Raw genomic sequence first — 21,424 nt, forward strand, 5'->3', positions numbered from 1 at the left:
ACCGCATCGAAACAGAAGCAGCTACGCCTTAGCTGTCAGTGTCAGTACCGCCCGCCGCGAGGCAACCGGCAACCGATGCGCTGCTCTCCCCCACGATCACCGCAAGGACGCCGAGCCCGGCGTGCGCCGCCAGGACGGCCGGGAGCGAGCTGATCTGAGCCGGAGGGCACGCCGGGAGCTTCGCGGCCAGCCGGGCCGCAAGCAACTCGGCCTCGGGCCGGTTGCCGAAGTGGTGGATGGCCAGCCGGGCCTCCCCCAATGGTCTGCCCTCGGCCTCCGCCACCACGATCTCCTCCAGCCGTGCGATGGCCTTCGCCGCGGACCGCACTTTTTCCAGCGGAACGATCTTGCCGCCGTCGACCGCCAGAATCGGCTTGATGGACAGCATGGCACCGACGAGCGAGGCAGCAGCGCCAATACGTCCGCCGCGCCGCAACTGCTCCAGGCTGGGCACGTAGAAATAGACCTTGCTCCGGGCGGCGCGCTCCTCGGCGAGCAGTCGCACCTCAGCCGCGCCCCTCCCGTCCGCCGCCGCCACCACGGCGCTCTGGACGGCAAGTCCCTGCGCCATCCCCACGGTGCGGGTGTCCAGCACCTCAACGGGGATGCTGACCCGGCCGGCCGCGAGCCGGGCCGCATCAGCGGTGCCGGAGAGACTACCGGAAATGTGGATGGACACGACGGACTCGAACCCCTGCCGTTCGGCGGCGAGATAGGCCTGCTCAAACTGTCCCGGCGACGGACGGGACGTCTTGACGGGAGTCGCTGCAGCCAGAGCAAGGGCTATGGTCCCGGTGATGTCGTCCTCACCTTCGCCGAAGATCTCCTCGCCGACCATGACGGGCATGGGAATGACAGTCAGCCGGCCGTTGATGGAAAAAGCACGCACCCAGTCGGCCGGCAGGGCAGCGGCGGAGTCCGTCACCACGGCAGTGCGGACGACGACGGCGGGCTCCCCCGTGGGCGGGACCTGTCCCGGTCTGGTCGCCTGGCGGAGGCGGACCAGGTGCTCTTTCAACCACAGCCAGGCTGCCGGCTCACGGTCAATCACGGCGCACCCCTTGCAGTTGTTTTCCGGCCGCCGGCAGTGCCGGCGGCCGGAATCCGTCCAGTTATCGCCCTGCTAGGCCGGGACGATGTTCACCAGTTTAGGTGCCCGCACGATCACGGTCCGGATGCCGCGGCCATCGAGGGCGCGCTGGACGTTCTCGGAGGCCAGCGCAAGCTCACGCAGTTCGTCCTCGGAGATGGCCGGCGATACCTCGAGGCGGTCGCGGACCTTGCCCTGGACCTGGACCACCGCGGTGATGGTCTCCTGCACCAGGAGGGCCTCGTCGTGCGACGGCCATCCGGCGTTGGCCACGGATGCCGGGTGTCCCAGGACGTTCCACAGGTCTTCAGCGGTGTAGGGCGCGAAGAGGCTGAGGATGACGGCCACGGCCTCTGCCGCCTCCCGCACGGCGGGGTCGGCACCGCCGGCGCCGGCATCGATGGTCTTCCGGGTAGCGTTGACCAGCTCCATCAGCTTGGCCACCACGACGTTGAATTTGTTGTTGTCCAGGAGTTCTGCCGCATCCGCGATGGTCCGGTGCGTGACCGAGCGCAGGGCGCGGTCGCCGGCGCTGAAGTCCACCCCGGGCTCGCTGGTGACGTCCTGGCCAAGGCGCCAGGCGCGGGCCAGGAACTTCGCGGAGCCCGACGGCGAAACGTCCGCCCAGTCGACGTCGTCCTCGGGCGGGGACGCGAAGATCATGGTGAGCCGGACGGCGTCGACGCCGAATTTGTCCAGCTGCTCGCCGAGGTCGACGCCGTTGCCCAGCGACTTGCTCATGGCCTTGCCGCCGTTGAGCACCTGGCCCTGATTGAGCAGGGCGCTGAACGGCTCGTCTGCCGCCAGCAGGCCCATGTCGTGAATGACCTTGGTGAAGAAGCGGGCGTAGAGCAGATGCAGGATGGCGTGCTCGACGCCGCCGACATACTGTCCGACGGGCATCCAGTCGTTGATCTTCGCAGGATCGAACGGGCCGTCGGTGTAGTGCGGGGAGACGAAGCGCAGGAAGTACCAGGACGAGTCCACGAACGTATCCATGGTGTCAGTGTCCCGCTGGGCCGCGCGTCCACAGTTCGGGCACTCGACGTTGACCCACTCTGCGGCTGCGGCCAGGGGCGAAGTGCCCCTGGGTGACAGCGCCTCGCCGCGCAGGTCCTCGGGCAGCGTAACCGGCAGCTGCTCGTCGGGCACCGGCACCTCGCCGCACTCGGCGCAATGGATGATGGGGATCGGGGTGCCCCAGAAGCGCTGGCGGCTCAGGAGCCAGTCGCGCAGCCGGAAGTTGACGAACTTCTCGCCGGTGCCCTGTTCTTCGAGAATCCTGATGGCTTCGGGGATGGCGTCGCTCTTGGGCATGCCGTCAAGGACGCCGGAGTTGATCAGCGTTCCCTCCCCGGCGGTCGCCTTGCCGGAAACTGCGGGATCTTCCTCGCCGGTGTCCAGCACCGCACGCACAGGCAGGCCGAACTCCCTGGCGAAGTCGAGGTCGCGCTGGTCGTGCGCGGGGACAGCCATGATGGCGCCAGTGCCGTAGTCGGCCAGGACATAATCCGCTGCCCAGACGGGCAGCTTTTCACCGTTCAGCGGGTTGATGGCGTAGCGGCCGGTGAACACACCGGTCTTTTCGCGCTCCGTGGACTGGCGTTCGATGTCCGAAAGGGCCTTGACCTTTTCACGGTATGCCATGAGTGCGTCGTGGTGTTCGGGGGTGACCAGGTCCAGGGCCAGGTGCGCATCAGCGGCCACGACGAAGAACGTGGCGCCGTACAGGGTATCCGGACGCGTGGTGAAGACCGTGACCTCACGCTCGGCACGTCCGTCGGACGCCTCGATCACGAACCGGACATGCGCGCCTTCCGAGCGGCCGATCCAGTTGCGCTGCATCGCCAGAACCCGCTCTGGCCAGTGGCCCTGCAGCTCGGTCATGTCGTCCAGCAGCCGGTCCGCGTACTCGGTGATTTTGAAGTACCACTGGTTCAGCGACTTCTTGGTCACTGCCGTGCCGCAGCGTTCGCAGGCACCGTTGACAACCTGCTCGTTGGCCAGCACGGTGAGGTCCTTGGGGCACCAGTTGACAGGTGAGTCCTTGCGGTAGGCGAGGCCGCGCTCGTAGAAGCGCTTGAACAGCCACTGCGTCCAGCGGTAGTACTCCGGGTCCGAGGTGTGCAGGCGGCGGGACCAGTCTGCCGAGATGGCGTAGCGCTTGAAGGACGCGGCCTGGGTGTCGATGTTGGCGTAGGTCCACTCGCTCGGGTGGGCGTTGCGCTTGATGGCAGCGTTCTCCGCGGGGAGCCCGAACGAGTCCCAGCCGATCGGGTGCAGCACGTCGTACCCCTGCTGGCGCAGGTAGCGGGCCACCACGTCGCCCATTGCGAACGCCTCGGCATGCCCCATGTGGAGATCGCCGGAGGGGTAGGGGAACATGTCCAGGACATAGCGGCGTTCCCGGGATCCGTCGTCGGCGGGGGTGAAGACCTTCAGGTCTTCCCACACCTGCGGCCACCGGGCTTCCATCGCCGCGAAGCTGTACGCGCCCTCCTCGGGCGCCTCCGCTCCACTTGCTGCTGTTCCGGTTTCGGTCTCCGGCTGAACGCTCACTGCTGCCCTCTTCTGTTCTGTCATGACCTCTGTCCTGTCACAACGGTCTGATCCCCGCCGCCCGCCGGGAAGGCTTCCCCGGACACACAAAAGCCCCTCGACATGGAGGGGCGGCCGCTCGATAATCCGTATTTGTTCGGGATACCAAGCGGCTAGCTAAGCAGAAGGATCGCACGCATACACCTACTCTAGCGCACCGCGATACCCGCCCCGCCACCTAAGCCCCGTCGCCCCGAGCGGCTGAATAGCTGACGCACCGTTCACTTGGGTGACATCACAGGAGAAGCGAGGAAGGCGGCCCCTCGCCCATGGTGTGGTGGGCACCGCGAACCGGGCGGGGCAGGGGCCGCCTTCCTCGCGGAGGTGAGGCGGCCCCTTGAGAACGGGACGAGAAGGTTACCTCACGTCCTCGTCGACCCAGTCCATGGATTTGGTGACGGCCTTCTTCCAGAGGCGCAGCTGCCGTTCCCGTTCCTCCGTGTCCAGGTTCGGTTCCCAGCGCTTGTCCTCGGACCAGTTGGCGGACAGTTCGCCGAGGTCCTTCCAGAAGCCGACGGCGAGTCCGGCCGCGTAGGCGGCCCCCAGCGCGGTGGTTTCCACCACTTTGGGCCGGATGACGGGGACGCCGAGGATGTCCGCCTGGAACTGCATGAGCGCATCGTTGGCGACCATGCCGCCGTCGACCTTCAGCTCGGTGAGCGGAACACCGGAGTCAGCGTTGACGGCGTCCAGGACTTCCCGTGTCTGGAAGGCGGTGGCCTCGAGCGCGGCCCTGGCGATGTGGCTCTTGTTGACGAACCTGGTCAGGCCCACGATGGCGCCGCGCGCGTCCGAGCGCCAATAGGGCGCGAAGAGCCCGGAGAACGCCGGCACGATGTACACGCCGCCATTGTCCTTCACCGAGGCGGCCAGGGACTCCACTTCGGGCGCGCTGCTGATCATGTTCAGGTTGTCGCGCAGCCACTGGATGAGCGAACCGGTGACGGCGATCGACCCTTCCAGCGCGTAGTGCGGGGCCGCGTCCCCCAGCTTGTAGCCGACGGTGGTCAGCAGCCCGTTCTTGGAGTGCACGATCTCCTCGCCGGTGTTGAAGATCAGGAAGCAGCCGGTGCCGTAGGTGTTCTTCGCTTCGCCGGTCTCGAACGCGGCCTGGCCGAACGTGGCCGCCTGCTGGTCGCCGAGGATGCCCGCCACGGGAACTTCCCGCAGCAACTGCGAGGTGTGGACGTTGCCGTAGACCTCGGAGGAGGACTTGATCGCGGGCATCATGGTGGCGGGAACGCCGAAGATGCCCAGGATCTCCTCGTCCCACTGCAGGGTGTCGAGGTCCATGAACATGGTCCGCGAGGCGTTGGTGACGTCAGTGACGTGCACACCGCCGTCCACGCCGCCGGTGAGGTTCCACAGCACCCAGCAGTCGGTGTTGCCAAAGACGAGGTCGCCGGCTTCGGCTTTCTCCCGGGCGCCGTCCACGTTGTCCAGGATCCACTTGATCTTGGTACCGGAGAAGTACGTGGCCAGCGGCAGGCCGACCTTCTGTTTGAACCGGTCCGCTCCCCCGTCCTTGGCCAGCTCATCAACGATGGGCTGGGTGCGGGTGTCTTGCCACACGATCGCGTTGTAGATCGGCTTGCCCGTGGTCTTGTCCCAGACCACCGCCGTTTCGCGCTGGTTGGTGATCCCGACGGCGGCGATGTCGTGCCGGGTCAGGTTCGCCTTGGACAGGGCGGAACCGATGACCTCGCGGGTGTTATCCCAGATTTCCATGGGATCGTGCTCCACCCAGCCGGCCTGCGGGAAGATCTGCTCGTGTTCCATCTGCCCGGACGACACGATGCTGCCGCTGTGGTCAAAGATGATGGCGCGGGTGCTGGTGGTGCCCTGGTCGACGGCGATTACGTATTGGCTCATGATGACGTCCTTGTCGTTGTGCTTTCTAGTGAGGAAATGTGCGTAAAACGGAAAATCGTTGTGCTGCCGGAGTCGTGCCGTGGGTCAGGTGTCAGGTGGCCGCGCTGAATACGATCGGGAGCAGACCGGCCAGGCCTGCCAGCGTCCCGCCGATCAGGGGGCCGACCACCGGAATCCAGGAGTAGCCCCAGTCGCTGGAGCCCTTGCCCTTGATGGGCAGGATGGCGTGGGCAATGCGCGGTCCCAGGTCACGGGCCGGGTTGATTGCGTAGCCGGTGGGACCGCCAAGGGATACGCCGATGCCGACCACCAGGAGGGCTACAGCAAGCGGGCCAAGCCCCGAGGGGGTCCCGCCGAAGGTGAGGATCACGAAGACCAGCACGAACGTGCCGATGATTTCGGTGATCAGGTTCCAGGGCGTGGAGCGGATGGCCGGGCCGGTGGAAAATACCGCGAGCTTGCTGGCTGGCTCAGGCTCGACGTCGAAGTGCTGCTTGTGCGCCAGCCATGTGACCACGGCGCCCAGGAATGCTCCGGTCAGTTCCCCGCCGAAGTATGTGAAGGTGGAAGCAGCGTCCACCGGGACGCCGGGTGCGTATTCGGCGTTGCGGTGAACGAGCAGGCCCAGGGTGACGGCCGGGTTAAGGTGGGCGCCGGAGTGGGCGGCAACGTACACGCCGGAGAAAACGGCGATGCCCCATCCCCACGTGACCATCAGGAATCCTCCGTTGTTGCCCTTCGTGCCTTTCAGGGCAACGTTGGCCACAACGCCGCAACCCAGGAGGGTCAGCATCGCGGTTCCGAATAGTTCGGAAAGAAAGACCAATCCAAGAGACATCTTTGACTCCTCTATTTTCTGTTGTCAGTCCTTCGCGGTTGAAGGACGGCTTCCCGCTACGCGACGAGGCTGTGAACCTCGACGCCGTGGTATCGCTTCAGCACCTCCTGCGCGTGGTTGATTTCGGCGGTAACTCCTGCAGCATCCCAGCCGAGCGGCTCGGCCAGGGCCTGGGCAACCTCATTCAGCAGTTCCCCCGTGACCAGGCCGCGGAAGGCGAGGGATGTGCGCCGGATCAGGACGTCCACGAGATGGCCGATCTGTTCGTTCGCGGCCATGAACTGAAGTTCCCTGACGCTCAGCTCCCGGGTGGATCGCAACGGGCGGTCGGGGCCGGCGTCGAGATAGCTGATGACTTCCTCGGCGCGGGTGCCGTACCTGGTGAGGACGCCGGCTGTCCGGTCAGCATCCCGGGTGGGAGCCATGTGCGCCTTGATCCATTTCTGGATGCCGGCTTCGCTGTCCGGGAATCCTGAGCCACCGCCGATGGCGAGTTTCGCCGTCGACAGCTTCCGTTCGCTTCCAAGTTCGGTGAGAACGTCGTCGGTCAGGTGTTCGGCCAGTGCCCGGAAGGTGGTCCACTTGCCACCCACCAGGCTGAGGACGACGGCGCCGCCCGCCTGGGTGCCTGTCTGCGGAGCCCGCCGCTCGATGCGGTAGTCCCTCGACACGAACCCCGGCTGGGTTGCGTCGTGCCGCGGCAGCGGCCGCACGCCCGAGAACGAATAGACAATCTGGCTGCGGTTCACGGCGATGTCCGGGAAGACATGGCCGATGAGGTCGAAGAAGTACTCGACTTCCTCTTCCGTGCAGACCGCGTCTTCCGACATGTCGGCGTCGACGTCAGTAGTACCGACCAGGACGCGGTCACCCATCGGATAGATCAGCACGATCCGGCCATCTGTGTGTTCGAAGAAGATCTCGCGTCCATTGCACGCAGCCAGCAGCCCGGGGTGGTCAAGGACGATATGGGAACCCTTGGTCCCGCCCATGAAGGAGGTGGGCGCGCCCATTGCCTCGTTCGTGAGGTCAACCCACGCGCCGGTGGTGTTGACGATGACGTCCGCGGTGAAGCCGAACTCGTCGCCGGTGAGTTCATCCCGGAGGACTGCAGTGCTGGAACCGTCCGCGTTGGACTTCACGGAGACCAGGGAGAGGTAGTTACTGGCCCGGGCCGTGGCCTTTTGCGCTCCGGCTTTCTCGCCGTCCTGCAGGACATCAAGGGTGAGGCGCTCCGGGTTGTGAACGGACGCGTCGAAGTAGGTGGCCGTGTATTTGACGCCGGGGTGCAGCATCGGGAGCTCGGCCAGCGCCTTCTGGCGCCTGCGGAACTGGTGGCGCGGGACGCTGCCGCCGTCACGGGAAAAAGAATCGTAAAGGCTGAGGCCCAGCTTGATCAGGAAGGCGCCGCGCTCCTTCGGTTTGCCCTGCTGCTTGTGCGTGAGGAACCGCAGCGGCGCGGCAAGGACACCTGAGAACGTGCTGAAGATTGGAATGGTGGTCTGCAGCGGCTTCACGTAGTGCGGCGCGATCCTCAGGAGCCGGTTGCGCTCAACCACGGACTCCCGAACGAGCCGGAATTCGCCGTTTTCCAGGTAGCGGATGCCGCCGTGGATCATGTGGGACGAGGCGCCACTGGCACCCTGGCAGTAGTCCCCGCGCTCCACCAGCGCCACGTCGACCCCCTGCAGGCCGAGGTCGCGGAATGTTCCGACGCCGTTGATGCCGCCGCCCACGATCAGAACCTGGGCGTTGGGCCGCCGGCGCAGCCGGGAGACGGACTCGCGCTCCGCGCCCGCGGCGGGGGTGCTGTCGGTATGGCCGGATGAATCCTTCAGTCCCAAATCTGGCTCCTTTGGGTTGGTTCGTAAGAGCTTGTTGCAGGCGGCGCACCGAATGGTGCGGGGCCGTTCACCACTATTGTTTGGATTAATGGAAAATAACGTCAAGCACTATGCACAAACGTGCAGAACGGAACCAGGCATGCCCCGTCCCAGACATTCCGAAGCGCTGCGCGCCGCCCAGCTCTACTACATGCAGGACCTCACCATGGACGCCATCGCCCGGGAATTGCGGACCTCCCGCTCCACCGTTTCCCGGCTGCTTTCCACGGCCCGGGAGACGGGCCTGGTGCAGATCCAAATCCGCAGCCCGCTGGATACCGGACCGGAGCTGGAGCGGCTAATCCGGGCTCAGTACAAGGTGGATGTGCACGTGGTTCCCGTCCTGGACACCCTCAACGAGGCTGAGACGCTGGACCGCGTGGCCATGCAGGCAGCGCGCACCATCGGACCCCTGGTGGACTCGAACGCGATCATCGGAGTGGCATGGGGATCCACACTCAGCGCCGTAAGCCGCCACCTGACGCGCAAGATTACCCATGACAGCGTGGTGGTGCAGCTGAACGGCGCGGGCAACATGCAGACCACTGGCATCACCTACGCCAGCGACATCATGCGGCGCTTCGGCAGCGCCTACGGGGCGCGCGTTGAACAGTTTCCCGTGCCTGCCTTCTTCGACCACGCGGCCACGAAGACAGCGATGTGGAATGAGCGGAGCGTGCAGCGCATCCTCGACCTGCAGTCCCGCATGAGCATTGCGATTTTCGGCGTGGGCTCGGTCGACGCCGACTACCCCAGCCACGTGTACGCCGGCGGTTACCTCGACGAGGACGATCTGCTCACGCTGGCAAAATCCGACGTTGTCGGGGACGTGGCCACAGTCTTCTTCCGCAGCGACGGCTCTTCGGACGGCATCACCCTGAACGAACGGTCCACTGGTCCCTCGCTGGAACAACTGCGCCAAGTGCGCCGGCGGATCTGCGTGGTGTCCGGCGCGTCCAAGATCAACGGTCTACGTGGGGCGCTGGTGGCCGGGCTGGCGACTGACCTGATTCTTGACGAGGCCTCGGCCCGGCGGCTGGTCAGCCTTGACAACGGAAACTGAGCGTCCGGTAAGACCAAGCCTAGTGGCCGCTGCGGAGCGTACCCGGCGAGCAAACGAAGAACAGGGGCTGCTCCACCTGGGCGAACGGGACGACGAGCCACCGGCCGCCGTAGAACTCGACGTACGAGTCCGGAGTGCATCTTGCGAAAGCTTCTTCGCGTGTCATCGTCTTTCCTTTCGCTTCGACGTTCCGATCTGTACGGGTAGGCCTCTCCGACCTCCCCGGGTGATACCCTTAACTATAGACCTTCATTGATAAAGGTCAATAGACATTCAAGGTTAAACGTCAAGTCTCTAGGAGATGCGCTGTGACTGCCTGGAAAGAGCAACTCGCCTTCGCCCCATTGGATAACGCTGATCGAAGCGAAGAAGTCGGACGCCGGCTTAGGCATGCCATCGAACTGGGAGTGCTCGAAGACGGCTCCCAGCTGCCCAGCGAAAGCTATCTCGCTTCCCGAATGGGCGTGTCCACCCTGACGCTGCGGGCAGCGCTGGCCGAGTTGCGCGGACTGGGCCTGGTGGAGACGCGGCGCGGCAAAGGCGGCGGGAGCTTCGTGAAGGCCAACACCGGGGATATTGCCCGCGTGCAGCGCCAGTCCCTTGAGGCATACTCCCTTGACGACCTGCGCGATTTGAGGGAGTACCGCGCCTTCCTCGCCGGCAGCGCCGCTGCCGCCGCCGCGGCGGCTATCCGATCCCACCGGCTCTCGATGGGGCGCCTCGACCACACAGCAGTCGAAATCCGGACCTGCGAGCAGCCGGCGGACGCAATCCGGGCGGACAGCAAGTTTCACATCGAGCTCGCAGCCAGTTCAGGATCGGTCAGACTCACCCGCCAGGAGGTGGCGCTGCAGGCCGAGGTGGGCCCATTGATCTGGACGGACCCGACCGGCCACACCGAATCAGCCGCGGAAGAACACGCCAAAATCGTCGAGGCCATCAGCGCCGGTGACGCCGCAAGGGCGCGGGCGCTGGCCGAGGAACACGTCAGGCGGGACATGAACCTGGTTATCGACGAGCGGATGGAACTGGAGAGCGGACCGGCCGCTTCGCCGCACTATCCGGCTTCCGTCGACGAGGCTGTGGCCGCCATCGAATCGCTGGCCGCAATGTTCTCCGGAACTGCTGCCGCCTCCATGCGCGAGGTCGAGCAAGCGGTACGTGCCAGCATCGGGTCCGGAGCCAACAGGGACCGGGCCGACTCGGACATCTACGCCGCAGCCCGGAGGGCAGTTGGCATCGGCGTTCCGTTCCTCTACGGCACGGGCTTCGTCGCCGACCAGTCGTTTTTCGGTGAGAGCTGGATTGCCTGGTGCTACACGCCGGCGGGTCCTGAGTCGCCGCAACGGCTTTACATCGACATGGACCTCTACGATTTCGCCACCGCGCCGTGGCGGCCGGATGACACTGGCGATGACAGCCCGATCCACACCAGCCACGCGTATGTGGATGCGAGCGGCACGAACGAGAACATCATCACTTTCAGCAAGCGGGTCCTCGTTGCCGGAAGCAATGTTGGGGCCCTCGGCGCCGATGTCCGCGTCGGCCAGCTCCAGGCCGCGTTCGAGCCACTTCTGCGGCCACTGCCGCCGAACACCTGCATTGTGGACCAGCACGGTGCCGTCATCGCAACCAACACCGGCCGCTTCGTCGGCGGCACCATCCCGGCAACCTGGCAAGTCGAACGACGCGCCCTGCCCGGCGTCCCATGGTGGCTGTGCATGGGAATCGCCGGCGAACACGGAGAGCAGCACAGGTAACGCATTCCCGAGGCCGGCCGCACCCGATCCGTGCATCGGATTTCCTCCGGAGTGAGCATCAGCGGGTGTGGACCCACCCGATGCCGCCGCCAAAACGGATGACACCACCGCACGCGGCACACCGCCACCCGCCCCGGACCCATCGGCGTTCGGTTGCCGCGCGGCAGGGGCTAATCTCCGAACCTTCGGCTTCACGGCCCGCCTGCACCATGGCGGCCAACATGACCCGGACATCGGTCTCGTAGACATCCATTGCGTGGAAGTCCCGCAGCCCGCAGCCGTCTCCGTGCAGGCACGCCCCGTCGTGCAGCCGGCGGGCGATCGCAAGCACCGCCCCGTCATTGACCCTGACGGTCAAAACCGGGGCAGCGAACTGTTCGGCGGGACAGATCCCAGGCCTTGGCAGGTCCGCGAACGGGTCGTCGATCAGGTCATTTATCGTGGCGGTCATTGCTGCTCCTCGGTGCTCTGGTGGCTGTTGCTTCCCCCTACGTCTGCGGCTTCATGTGATGTACGTCATGTTTCCTCGTCCCACAAAGATACGTGCTTTTAATCCTCCAGTCCAGCCTTTTTTAGGGCCGGAGCCGCCTGCATCGATTGCCCGCAATCGGCATCAAAAATCCCGGAATTGCGACTCTCAGTGGGTTTCAAAGGAAGAACCACTCCACCCCGCTCGAATTAAAACTGTCAATCGAGCCTTTAATGCGTCCGAGGACGAGCCGGACTCCCCCAGCCGAGGCGTCGACCAGCCGCCTGAACCTGCGCCGCCGCGGACCCCTCGGAAATCCGTTGCGGCCATGCAAGGATGACCGCATGAAAATCACCAGAGAGATCGTTGTGTTCGACGCCGCAGACCTGCCCGCCGAAAGCGCGTTCTGGGCCGGCCTGCTGGGCGGAACGGTGGACGCGGAGGATGACTGGCACACGGTCAGTGTCGACGGGGATCCGCGCCTCGGCTTCCAGCTCGCGCCCAACCACGTGCCGCCGGAATGGCCTGACGGGACACCCCAGCAGATCCACCTTGACCTGTATGTCGAAGACGTCGCGTCGGCGCACGAGGAGGCCGTTGCCCTCGGTGCACGCCTGCTGAAGCCTGCAGACGACATCACCTCGGCCGAAGGCTTCCAGGTGTACGCCGATCCTGCCGGCCATCCCTTCTGCCTCTGCTGGGGCTAACACCGAGTAGGTCAGTGACACGCTCCGGGGCGCGGAATCGGTAGAGTCATAGGCATGACTACCTCACCCCGGCTCAGCCTGAACAACGGCGTGCTGATCGACCAGTTGGGTTTCGGGCTGTACAAGGTGCCGCCCGCAGACACCGCCAACCTGGTGGCGACCGCGCTGGAAGCCGGATACCGCCACTTCGACACTGCCGCCATGTACGGGAACGAGTCGGGCGTGGCCCGTGGCCTGGTCGAGGTCTTTGCGATGGAACCGGTCACGGGCGGCTCGGGGATGACCGCCCCTGGCATATCCCGGGAGGATCTCTTCATCACCACCAAGGTCTGGAACGACGACCATGGCTACGACGCAACGCTGCGGGCCTTCGACACGTCCATGATCAACCTCGGTCTGGAATACGTCGACATGTATCTGATCCACTGGCCATCCGCCAAGCGCGGGCTTTTCCAGGAAACCTACCGGGCCCTCGAGACGCTCTACCGGGAGGGCAAGGTCCGGGCCATCGGCGTTTCCAACTTCCAGCCGCAGCACCTGGACCAGCTGCTGGAAACCGCCGAGGTGGTGCCCGCCGTCAACCAGATCGAACTCCATCCGTGGCTGCAGCAGGCCGAGCTCCGGGAAAAACACAAGGGCCTGGGGATCCTCACCGAGGCGTGGAGCCCGCTGGGCCGGGGGCAGGTCCTCGAGGACCCCGTCATCGGGGCCCTCGCGGCCGAGCACAAAATGACACCCGCCCAGATCGTGCTGCGCTGGCAGGTGCAGCTGGGCAACGTGACCATCCCGAAGGCCAGCTCCGCGGCCCGGATCCGGGAGAACCTTGATGTCTTCGGTTTCGAGCTCTCGGCCCTGGACATGGCGGACATCGCCGCCCTGGAGCGCGGCCACCGCACCGGTTCCCACCCCGACAACGTCAACTAGGACCCCGCCAGCAGATGAGAACAGCCGACTCCGAGCCCGCAACAGCGCCGTCCTTTATCAGCAGCGGACTCGCGGCCCGCACCCGCGCCTCTACCGTGCGGGTGGCAGGCAGCCACGTTGCCTACTGGGTCTACGAACCGGAAAAGACGACGCCGGAAACGCGCACCATCCTGGTCATCCACGGTTTCCGCGGCGACCACCACGGGCTGCTGCGGGTAGCGGACCAGCTGCCGGAAATGCGCCTGATCATGCCGGACCTTCCCGGATTCGGTGATTCCGCGGCATTCACCGACGCCGGCCACAGCGTGGAGCGCTACGGCCGGTTCATCAGCGACCTCATGGCAGCCCTCGGGCTCGGACCTGACACCGTCCTGCTGGGACACTCGTTCGGCTCCATCGTGGCCGCCCATTTCGTCGCAGCCCACCCGGACGCGGTCCGCCTGCTGATCCTGGTCAACCCCATCGCCGCGCCCGCCCTGGAAGGCCCCAAGGGCATCATGACCCGCCTGGCCGTGCTGTACTACCGCCTCTCCGCGCGGCTCCCCCGCCCCCTTGGCCTGGCCCTGCTCCGCAGCCCGCTCATCGTGCGGGTCATGAGCATCGCCATGGCAAAAACCAAGGACAAGGACCTGCTTCGGTTCATCCATGGTCAGCACCACGCCTACTTCAGCGCCTTCGCCAACCGGGAAAGCCTGCTGGAATCCTTCACCGCGTCCGTCAGCAGCAACGTGGCCGAAGTGGCGCCCCGGCTCACCCTCCCCGTGCTTCTGATCGCCGGCGAAAAAGACGAAATCGCCCTGCTGCGGGACCAGCACCATCTGGCCGGGCTCCTCCCGGACCCCACGCTGGAGGTCATCCCGGGCGTCGGCCACCTCATCCACTACGAGACCCCCGAGCCTGCCGCAGGATTCATCCGCCGCTTCCTTAAGGACCACCCCGCGTGAAAATTCTGATCGACGCCCGCTTCACCCGGACGGACCACCACGACGGGATCAGCCGCTACGGCGCCAGCCTCATCGCCGCCGTCGCCAAAATCGCCGACGTGTCGATGCTCATCAGCGATCCCCGGCAGCTGGCCCTGCTCCCCGACGTCCCCTACACCCTGATCAGCAGCCCGCTCTCCCCCGCCGAGCTTTTCGTGGCGCGGAAAGTCAACAAACTGAACGCCGACGTCGTGGTCTGCCCCATGCAGACCATGGGCACCTGGGGCCGCAAATACGGCCTGGTCCTCACCCTGCACGACCTCATCTACTACGAACACCCGGCGCCCCCCGGCTTCCTGCCGGCCCCGGTCCGGATCCTGTGGCGCCTGTACCACAAGGCGTTCTGGCCGCAGCGGCTGCTGCTGAACCGCGCCGACGTCGTGGCCACCATCAGCAGGACCACCGAGGCCCTGATGGCCAAGTACCGCCTCACGAGCCGTCCGGTGCGCATCGTCAGCAATGCTCCGCAGCCGGCCCAGCAGCCCCGGGACCCCGAAACGGCGCCGGAGAAGACCCTGCTCTACATGGGCTCGTTCATGCCCTACAAGAACGTCGAAACCATGCTCGCCGGGATGGCCCAACTGCCCGGCTACACGCTGCACCTGCTCAGCCGGATCACCCCGCAGCGCCGCGCCGAGCTTGAGCCGCTGATCCCTTCCGGGGCCAACGTTGTGTTCCATAACGGCGTGACCGACGATGAGTACACGGAGCTGCTCAAGCGCACCACTGCGCTGGTCAGCCTGTCGAAGGCCGAAGGCTATGGACTGCCGCTAGTGGAAGCCATGGCGCTGGGCACCCCGGTGATTGCCAGCGACATCCCGATCTTCCGGGAGGTTGGCGCCAACGCCGCGTCCTACGTTGACCCGGAGTCGCCCGCCGCCTTTGCGGATGCCGTTCAGGAACTGTCCGACGCGGCGCACTGGCGGGACATCTCCCGCTGCTCTGTGGCCCGCGCCGGGCAGTTCAGCTGGGACGAGTCCGCCCGCCAGCTGGTGGACGTGGCAGCGGAAGTACTCGCACTCCGCGGCAAGTAACCTGCCTACGCCTGGCTGTCAGAGCACGTCGAGGCCGTCCAGCCGCAGCTGCACCGGGTCCTCGGTGCGCTTCGCCGCGGCTGCCGCCTTCGCGGCACGCAGCACCCTGGTCACCGCTGCGGCCTGCGCGTAGGGAATGAACAGCAGGGTGCGCACATCGCTTTCCTGGCCGGCGGACGGTGCCTGGGCGATCTGGATGTGCGCCGTCTGGAGCAGCGGCGCCGGACCCGCGACACGGAGCTCCACGCCCTCCGCGGCAAGAAGCCTTGTGGCCGAGGCCGTGAAATGGCCGACGGCGGTGCTGCCGCCGGTGACGGCGGCCACCCGCACTGCCGGGGGCAGCTTCAGCTCGGCGCGCAGCGCCAGCTCCCGCTGGGCATAGCCTGCCGGGTCCCACCGCAGCAGGGCGCCGACGGCGGCAGTATCGTCGGCGGTGATGACCACGACGCCGCCGTCGGTGGCCGGCTGGACGAGAGCAGCGGCGTTGAACCAGCGCCGCACAGCGTCCTCCCCCGCGCGCAGGTTCTCCCGCCGAAGGAGCGAGTCGCCATCAAGCAGGAGCGCCGCAGCGTATCCGGCCGGAGCCACAGGCTCGGCACCGACGGTGGCCACCACCAGGGCACCGGCATCCGGCACCGTTGCTTTGACGTTCTGGCCCGACGACGTGACCACGGTCTTGCCCGGAAACGCCCTGCCCAGTTCCTCGGCTGTGCGGAGAACGCCGGCCGCACCCCGGCGCAGCCGGGTGCCCTGGCAGTGTACACAGCGCCAGGCCGGCGCCGGCGTCGAACACCAGCGGCACTGCGGAACAGCGGCACTCCCGGCCATGGCGAGCGGCCCCTGGCAGGACGGGCAGCGTGCCGGTTCCCGGCAGGTTTCGCACGCGAGCGACGGCGCATACCCGGCCCGGGCCACCTGCACCAGGACGGGGCCGCGTTCAAGGGCTTCCTTCGCGGTGCGCCATGCTGCTCCGGGGAGCCGGGCCAGCCGCGCGAGCGGGTCGCGCTCCTGTTCAAAGCTGTCGGCTGTGTTGAGGACACGGGGAACCGTGCGGCGGAGCACAGGACGTTCCGCATCCACGGGCATGGCCCAGCCGGCATCCACCAGCCGCTGCACCTCGGTGCTGCGCGCATGCCCTGCCAGCAGGCAGGCCGCAGCTTCCTGTTCAGCACGGAGCAGCAGCACCTCCCGCGTGTGGGCGTACGGCGCCCGTTGCTCCACATGGAGGTCGTCGCCGTCGTCCCAGCACACTACGAGCCCGAGGTTCCGGACGGGGGCATAGGCGGCGGATCGTGTGCCTACAGCCACGCCCGCAGATCCCTTGAGTACGCGGAGGTAACTCCGGTATCTGGGTGTCTGGCCATCATCGGCCGTCAGCCGGGCCACGTCATCCGCAGGCAGGATGTCTTCCAGGGCTGCCTGCACCCGGTCCAGGTCGCGGTAATCGGGAACGACGACGACAGCGCCCCGCCCGGACTGCCGGACCGCCACTACCGCCTGCGCAATGAGGTGCGGCCAGCTGTCCGGGCCGAACCCCTGCAGGGCACCGAGGGCGGCCCGGGGCGATCCTCCCGACGCGAGGTGGCGGAGGAAGGCCGCGCCGTTCCGGTACCTGGTCCAGCCCGACCCGGAAAAAGAGTGGTCCGTGGCGGCAGGCGTGGCCGGCAATTCAGCGGGAACCGCCGGTTCGGCGTCGGCAAGCTCTTTCTCCACCTTCACCACGCGCGGCGGGATGGCAACGCGCAGGACATCGCTGACGGTGCCGGCATAGCGTGCCGCCACACGGCCGGCGAGTTCCTGCAGCGCCGGTGTCAGGACGGCAACCGGCGAGACCACCCTGTGCAGCGGTACCAGCGGCTGGCCGGCGTCGGACTCCTGAACCCGGTCCAGGATGTAGCCGCCGAGCTCCTGGCCGCTGAACTTCACCCGGACACGCACGCCCGGCTGGGCGTCGTCATCGAGGTCGGCGGGCACGCTGTAGTCGAACGGCCGGTCCAGATGCGGCAGCGGCGACTCTATGAGAACACGCGCCACCGGACGGACGGGAGCCAACTCCGGTCCGCCGGCGGGCCTGGCAGCCGGGAAGCCCTGCAGCAGTGACAGCTGCAGCGGCTCCGGCGCGGGCTGTGGCGGCGTTGGAATTGATGACACGCGCCTTACCTCCGTCCTGGGTTACGCACCAGCCAATCACGCGGGTCTGACATTCCCGGGTTGCTGACGGCCGGAGGAGGCGACGGCTCAGGCGTTGAAGTACGCCTTGAGGTCGTCCACGCGGTCCAGGCGTTCCCAGGTGAAGTCGGGATCGTCGCGGCCGAAGTGGCCGTGCGCGGCCGTCTTGGCGTAGATGGGGCGCTTCAGGTCCAGTGCGTCGATGATGGCCCGGGGACGAAGGTCGAAGATCTCCGCAATCGCGGCGCTGATCTTGGCCGGGTCCACGGTCTCGGTCCCGAACGTTTCGACGTAGGTTCCCACGGGGCGGGCCTGGCCGATCGCGTAGGCGATCTGGATCTCGGCGCGCTTGGCGAGTCCCGCTGCCACGACGTTCTTGGCGACCCAGCGCATGGCGTACGCCGCGGAGCGGTCCACCTTGGACGGGTCCTTGCCGGAGAAGGCGCCCCCGCCGTGGCGGGCCATGCCGCCGTAAGTGTCCACGATGATCTTGCGGCCGGTGAGGCCGGCGTCGCCCACCGGGCCTCCGATCACGAACGCGCCGGCGGGGTTCAGGATGTTGTTGGTGCGCGAAATATCCAAGTCCGCGAGGGCCAGGACGGGCTCGATCACGTGCGTGGCGAGGTCGGCGCGCAGCTGGTCGAGGCTGAAGCCGTCGGCGTGCTGGCTGGAGATGACGATGGTTTCCACGGAAACGGGCCGGTCGCCGTCGTACCCGATGGTGGCCTGGGTCTTGCCGTCCGGGCGGAGGTAGGAGAGCTCGCCGTTCTTGCGGACCTCGGTGAGGCGCTCGGAGAGGCGGTGCGCGATCCAGATCGGCGTGGGCATGTAGGACGGGGTCTCGTCGCTGGCGTAGCCGAACATCAGGCCCTGGTCGCCGGCGCCCTGCAGGTCGTAGTCGTCCTCCTGGCGGCCTTCGCGGGCTTCCAGGGAGTTGAAGACGCCGCCGGCGATGTCGTTGGACTGCTGGCCGATGGAGACGGAAACACCGCAGCGTGCGCCGTCGAAGCCGTTGGCGGAGGAGTCATAGCCGATGCCCAGGATGGTCTCGCGGACGATCTGCGGGATTTCCACGTACGCGTCGGTGGTCACCTCGCCGGCCACGTGGACCAGGCCGGTGGTGGCCATGGTCTCGACGGCGACGCGGGACTCGGGGTCCTTGTCCAGCAGGGCGTCCAGGATCGCATCACTGATCTGGTCACAGATCTTGTCCGGGTGCCCTTCAGTCACCGACTCCGACGTGAAGAGCCGAAGCGCGGAGGGGGCGGACCCGTGGGATTCTGGAATGTGCAGCGGTAAAGTCACTCAACTACCTTACTGGTTGGCAAACGGAGGCGCGGCAGCGTGTGTCCCCATGCTAAGGAGACGTTGCTTACGCCCGTCAGGTGCGCGGAAAAACCCGGCTCAGTTCGGAGCCGATGCGGTCAATGACAATGGCGGCGACGTCCTGCTTGGAACCGGATGCCGACTGGGGCTCGGAACCCGCCTTCGAGAGGATGACCACGGAGTTGTGGTCCTGGCCGAAGACCTTGTCGGAGCCCACGTGGTTCACCACCAGCAGGTCACAGCCTTTGCGCCGCAGCTTGGCCCCGGCGTAGGAGAGCACGTCGCCCTGCTCATCCCCCGTTTCGGCGGCGAAGCCCACCACGAGCTGGTTGCCGCCTCCGGCGTCGCGGACGGCGACAAGTTCATGCAGGATGTCGGGGTTGCGGACCAGTGTGATGACGGGGTCGGCGGTGTCGTCACGCTTCTTGATTTTGGTGCCGGACACCTCCGCCGGCCGGAAGTCGGCTACGGCCGCCGCCATGATGACGACGTCGGAGTCGGCTGCCGCTGCCAGCATGGCTTCCCGGAGCTGCAGCGCCGTTTCGACGGAGACGAGCTCGACGCCCGCGGGTGAGGGCACCTCCATGTGAGCCGCCACGAGCCGGACGGTGGCGCCGGCGTCGCGGGCGGCGGCGGCCAGCGCCACGCCCTGTTTGCCGGAGGAGCGGTTGCCCAGGAAGCGGACCGGGTCCAGGGGTTCGCGGGTGCCGCCGGCGCTGATGGTCACGGTCCGGCCGGCCAGCGGGACGGGTGACGCCTCGCCGGTTCCATCAGCCGTTCCGTCCGCGGACGCGGACAGCGGGGCGTCTGCCTGGAGGCCGTGGACCAGTGCCATCGCCGCCCCGAAAATCGCCTCGGGCTCGGGCAGCCGGCCGGGGCCGGAGTCGCTGCCGGTCAGCCGTCCGCTCGCGGGTTCCAGCACGGTAACCCCCCGGCTGCGGAGTGTTTCCACGTTGGCCTGGGTGGCCGCATGCTGCCACATCTCGGTGTGCATGGCCGGGGCGAACAGCACGGGGCCGCTGGCCATCAGGAGCGTGTTGGTGAGGAGGTCGTTGGCCTGGCCGCTGGCGGCACGGGCCAGAAGGTCGGCCGTTGCCGGCGCCACCACGATCAGGTCCGCCTCGTGGCCGAGCCGGACATGGTTGACCAGTTCTACGTCGTCGAAGACGCTGTTGGTTACCGGGTTCCCGGACAGCGCCTCCCAGGTGGCCACGCCGACAAAGCGGGTGGCGGCGTCCGTGGGGATGACGGTGACGTCATGGCCGGCTTCAGTAAAAAGCCGGAGGAGCGATGCCACCTTGTAGGCGGCGATCCCTCCCCCGACTCCGAGGACTATGCGCACGTGAACTCCGTCAGCAGGCAGTCTGTTTACTCTGCGGAGGTTACTCTGCAGCTTCGATCGGTGTGGAAACCAGCTTGCCCTCGTTGATCTCGCGCAGGGCGATGGACAGCGACTTCTCGTTCAGCTTGGTGTCTACCAGCGGGCCGACGTACTCGAACAGGCCCTCGTGCAGCTGGGCGTAGTACGCGTTGATCTGGCGTGCACGCTTGGCACCGAAGATCACCAGGCCGTACTTGGAATCGGCTGCCTCGAGCAGCGAATCGATCGGCGGGTTGATGATGCCTTCAAGGTTCGTGGACACGAATTCTCCAAATTTCTAGCGGGCTGACGGCGTCTGCGGCTGGCGCGGGTGCGGGGTCAGCCCCATGAGTGAAACAAGCTCGTCCGCTGCCCGGCGGACGTCGTCATTGATGACGGTGTAGTCGAACTCCGGTTCAGCAGCAAGCTCTACTTTACCGGTTTCCAGCCGGCGCTGCTGTTCCTCGGCCGATTCCGTGCCGCGGCCCACCAGCCGGCGGACCAGTTCTTCCCAGCTGGGCGGTGCCAGGAACACGAACTGGGCATCCGGAAGGGCCTGCTTTACCTGGCGCGCCCCCTGCAGGTCGATCTCCAGCAGCACGGAGCGGCCCTCGGCGATGGCCTGGTTGACCGTGCTCTTCAGGGTTCCGTAGGTGTTCTGCCCGTGCACCACTGCCCACTCCAGGAATTCGCCGGCAGCCACGAGGGACTCGAACTCTTCCTTGGACTTGAAGTAGTAGTGCACACCGTCGATTTCGCCGGGCCGCGGGGCCCGGGTGGTGGCCGAAACGGACAGCCAGACCTCGGGGTAGGTGTCGCGGATATAGGTGGACACGGTGCCTTTGCCAACAGCCGTCGGACCAGCGAGGACTGTCAGTCCGGGTTTCTTGCTCACGTATTCCTTTGGGCGGTCTACAGATGACTCTGTTCGGATGAAGCTATTTCTCGTTCATAAAATCTACCAGCGCCCGGCGCTGGTGGATGCCCAGGCCCCGGACCCGGCGGGACGCGGCGATGCCCAGGTTGTCCATGATGGCGGCGGCCCGGACCTTCCCGATCCCCGGCAGCGCCTCGAGGAGTTCCGAGACGCGCATCCGCGCGATGGCCTCCTCGGTGCCGCCGGAGTCCAGGATCTGGGCCACGGACAGCTCGCCGGATTTGAGCCGTTCCTTGGCTGAGGCCCTGGCAGCCCTTGCCGCCGCGGCCTTCCTGAGTGCGTCGGAACGTTCCTGCGGTGACAAGGGTCGCAAGCTCACGGTCATTTCCCCTGGGGTCAGCCAACGGATCCGCGGCCGGCGGCGTTGGAGCAGCCGCGGATTTGTCCTGAACCTACTCCCTGCCGGCCGGA

Annotated in this window: 19 protein-coding genes; 6 read left to right on the forward strand and 13 right to left on the reverse strand. The window is 66.6% G+C overall.

From position 1 onward, the window contains the following. Positions 1-28: 28 nt before the first annotated feature. The 5 genes from ACFRAH_RS09915 to ACFRAH_RS09935 form a co-directional block, all read right to left on the reverse strand. The gene (locus ACFRAH_RS09915) at positions 29-1,051 is read right to left on the reverse strand and encodes a DegV family protein (protein ID WP_377990722.1); all 1,023 of its coding nucleotides are present in this window, start codon (positions 1,049-1,051) and stop codon (positions 29-31) included. 72 nt (positions 1,052-1,123) lie between these two features. After that, positions 1,124-3,649, reverse strand: coding sequence for a leucine--tRNA ligase (gene leuS, locus ACFRAH_RS09920; RefSeq protein ID WP_377990872.1), 2,526 nt, complete (start codon positions 3,647-3,649; stop codon positions 1,124-1,126). A 396-nt stretch (positions 3,650-4,045) separates the two neighbouring features. Further along, entirely contained in the window at positions 4,046-5,560 is a 1,515-nt protein-coding gene (glpK, locus tag ACFRAH_RS09925; protein ID WP_377990723.1) for a glycerol kinase GlpK, read from the reverse strand. 91 nt (positions 5,561-5,651) lie between these two features. Beyond that, the gene (locus ACFRAH_RS09930; RefSeq protein WP_377990724.1) at positions 5,652-6,398 is read right to left on the reverse strand and encodes an MIP/aquaporin family protein; all 747 of its coding nucleotides are present in this window, start codon (positions 6,396-6,398) and stop codon (positions 5,652-5,654) included. A 56-nt stretch (positions 6,399-6,454) separates the two neighbouring features. Then, positions 6,455-8,242, reverse strand: coding sequence for a glycerol-3-phosphate dehydrogenase/oxidase (locus ACFRAH_RS09935; protein WP_377990725.1), 1,788 nt, complete (start codon positions 8,240-8,242; stop codon positions 6,455-6,457). A 139-nt stretch (positions 8,243-8,381) separates the two neighbouring features. Here ACFRAH_RS09935 and ACFRAH_RS09940 point away from each other — a divergent pair, with 139 nt between their 5' ends. Next, a complete protein-coding gene (locus tag ACFRAH_RS09940) occupies positions 8,382-9,344 on the forward strand; it encodes a sugar-binding transcriptional regulator (protein WP_377990726.1) in 963 nt (320 codons plus the stop codon). 19 nt (positions 9,345-9,363) lie between these two features. On the opposite strand, the gene ACFRAH_RS09945 is transcribed toward ACFRAH_RS09940, so the two are convergent. Continuing rightward, a complete protein-coding gene (locus ACFRAH_RS09945; protein WP_377990727.1) occupies positions 9,364-9,510 on the reverse strand; it encodes a hypothetical protein in 147 nt (48 codons plus the stop codon). A gap of 142 nt (positions 9,511-9,652) precedes the next feature. Here ACFRAH_RS09945 and ACFRAH_RS09950 point away from each other — a divergent pair, with 142 nt between their 5' ends. Continuing rightward, positions 9,653-11,104 carry a GntR family transcriptional regulator gene (locus ACFRAH_RS09950; RefSeq protein ID WP_377990728.1) on the forward strand — a complete coding sequence of 484 codons (1,452 nt, stop codon included), beginning with the start codon at positions 9,653-9,655 and terminating at the stop codon, positions 11,102-11,104. A gap of 58 nt (positions 11,105-11,162) precedes the next feature. Here the strand turns inward: ACFRAH_RS09950 and ACFRAH_RS09955 are convergent, their stop codons facing one another. Then, positions 11,163-11,555: a hypothetical protein gene (locus ACFRAH_RS09955; protein ID WP_377990729.1), complete on the reverse strand. Its 393-nt coding sequence runs from the start codon at positions 11,553-11,555 to the stop codon at positions 11,163-11,165. Positions 11,556-11,917: 362 nt separating this feature from the next. Here ACFRAH_RS09955 and ACFRAH_RS09960 point away from each other — a divergent pair, with 362 nt between their 5' ends. The 4 genes from ACFRAH_RS09960 to ACFRAH_RS09975 are packed head-to-tail and all read left to right on the forward strand — an operon-like array spanning position 11,918 to position 15,221. Then, entirely contained in the window at positions 11,918-12,280 is a 363-nt protein-coding gene (locus tag ACFRAH_RS09960) for a VOC family protein (protein ID WP_377990730.1), read from the forward strand. A gap of 54 nt (positions 12,281-12,334) precedes the next feature. Then, positions 12,335-13,204, forward strand: a complete 870-nt coding sequence (locus ACFRAH_RS09965) for an aldo/keto reductase (protein ID WP_377990731.1) — start codon at positions 12,335-12,337, stop codon at positions 13,202-13,204. Positions 13,205-13,218: 14 nt separating this feature from the next. After that, positions 13,219-14,148, forward strand: a complete 930-nt coding sequence (locus tag ACFRAH_RS09970) for an alpha/beta fold hydrolase (RefSeq protein WP_377990732.1) — start codon at positions 13,219-13,221, stop codon at positions 14,146-14,148. Then, positions 14,145-15,221, forward strand: a complete 1,077-nt coding sequence (locus ACFRAH_RS09975) for a glycosyltransferase family 4 protein (RefSeq protein ID WP_377990733.1) — start codon at positions 14,145-14,147, stop codon at positions 15,219-15,221. Before ACFRAH_RS09970 ends, ACFRAH_RS09975 begins: the two co-directional genes overlap by 4 nt. 18 nt (positions 15,222-15,239) lie before the next feature. On the opposite strand, the gene ACFRAH_RS09980 is transcribed toward ACFRAH_RS09975, so the two are convergent. The 6 genes from ACFRAH_RS09980 to mihF form a co-directional block, all read right to left on the reverse strand. Next, positions 15,240-17,372, reverse strand: coding sequence for a primosomal protein N' (locus ACFRAH_RS09980; RefSeq protein ID WP_377990734.1), 2,133 nt, complete (start codon positions 17,370-17,372; stop codon positions 15,240-15,242). An 87-nt stretch (positions 17,373-17,459) separates the two neighbouring features. Beyond that, entirely contained in the window at positions 17,460-18,695 is a 1,236-nt protein-coding gene (metK, locus tag ACFRAH_RS09985; RefSeq protein ID WP_377990735.1) for a methionine adenosyltransferase, read from the reverse strand. A 76-nt stretch (positions 18,696-18,771) separates the two neighbouring features. Further along, positions 18,772-20,058: a bifunctional phosphopantothenoylcysteine decarboxylase/phosphopantothenate synthase gene (locus tag ACFRAH_RS09990; RefSeq protein WP_377990736.1), complete on the reverse strand. Its 1,287-nt coding sequence runs from the start codon at positions 20,056-20,058 to the stop codon at positions 18,772-18,774. 40 nt (positions 20,059-20,098) lie between these two features. Continuing rightward, a complete protein-coding gene (rpoZ, locus tag ACFRAH_RS09995) occupies positions 20,099-20,359 on the reverse strand; it encodes a DNA-directed RNA polymerase subunit omega (protein WP_003800778.1) in 261 nt (86 codons plus the stop codon). Between the two features lie 15 nt (positions 20,360-20,374). After that, positions 20,375-20,971: a guanylate kinase gene (gmk, locus tag ACFRAH_RS10000; protein WP_377990737.1), complete on the reverse strand. Its 597-nt coding sequence runs from the start codon at positions 20,969-20,971 to the stop codon at positions 20,375-20,377. A gap of 43 nt (positions 20,972-21,014) precedes the next feature. Further along, a complete protein-coding gene (mihF, locus tag ACFRAH_RS10005; RefSeq protein WP_377990738.1) occupies positions 21,015-21,338 on the reverse strand; it encodes an integration host factor, actinobacterial type in 324 nt (107 codons plus the stop codon). Between the last annotated feature and the right edge of the window lie 86 nt (positions 21,339-21,424).

The sequence above is a fragment of the Arthrobacter sp. NPDC056727 genome (genome assembly GCF_042790555.1).
Taxonomy (GTDB): Bacteria; Actinomycetota; Actinomycetes; order Actinomycetales; family Micrococcaceae; genus Arthrobacter.

Excerpts from the sequence above, each read along its gene's own strand:
- glpK (WP_377990723.1), bottom strand. The coding sequence starts at position 5,560 with ATGAGCCAATACGTAATCGCCGTCGACCAGGGCACCACCAGCACCCGC.
- ACFRAH_RS09930 (WP_377990724.1), bottom strand. The coding sequence starts at position 6,398 with ATGTCTCTTGGATTGGTCTTTCTTTCCGAACTATTCGGAACCGCGATG.
- ACFRAH_RS09940 (WP_377990726.1), top strand. The coding sequence starts at position 8,382 with ATGCCCCGTCCCAGACATTCCGAAGCGCTGCGCGCCGCCCAGCTCTAC.
- ACFRAH_RS09945 (WP_377990727.1), bottom strand. The coding sequence starts at position 9,510 with ATGACACGCGAAGAAGCTTTCGCAAGATGCACTCCGGACTCGTACGTC.
- ACFRAH_RS09955 (WP_377990729.1), bottom strand. The coding sequence starts at position 11,555 with ATGACCGCCACGATAAATGACCTGATCGACGACCCGTTCGCGGACCTG.
- ACFRAH_RS09960 (WP_377990730.1), top strand. The coding sequence starts at position 11,918 with ATGAAAATCACCAGAGAGATCGTTGTGTTCGACGCCGCAGACCTGCCC.
- ACFRAH_RS09965 (WP_377990731.1), top strand. The coding sequence starts at position 12,335 with ATGACTACCTCACCCCGGCTCAGCCTGAACAACGGCGTGCTGATCGAC.
- ACFRAH_RS09970 (WP_377990732.1), top strand. The coding sequence starts at position 13,219 with ATGAGAACAGCCGACTCCGAGCCCGCAACAGCGCCGTCCTTTATCAGC.
- mihF (WP_377990738.1), bottom strand. The coding sequence starts at position 21,338 with ATGACCGTGAGCTTGCGACCCTTGTCACCGCAGGAACGTTCCGACGCA.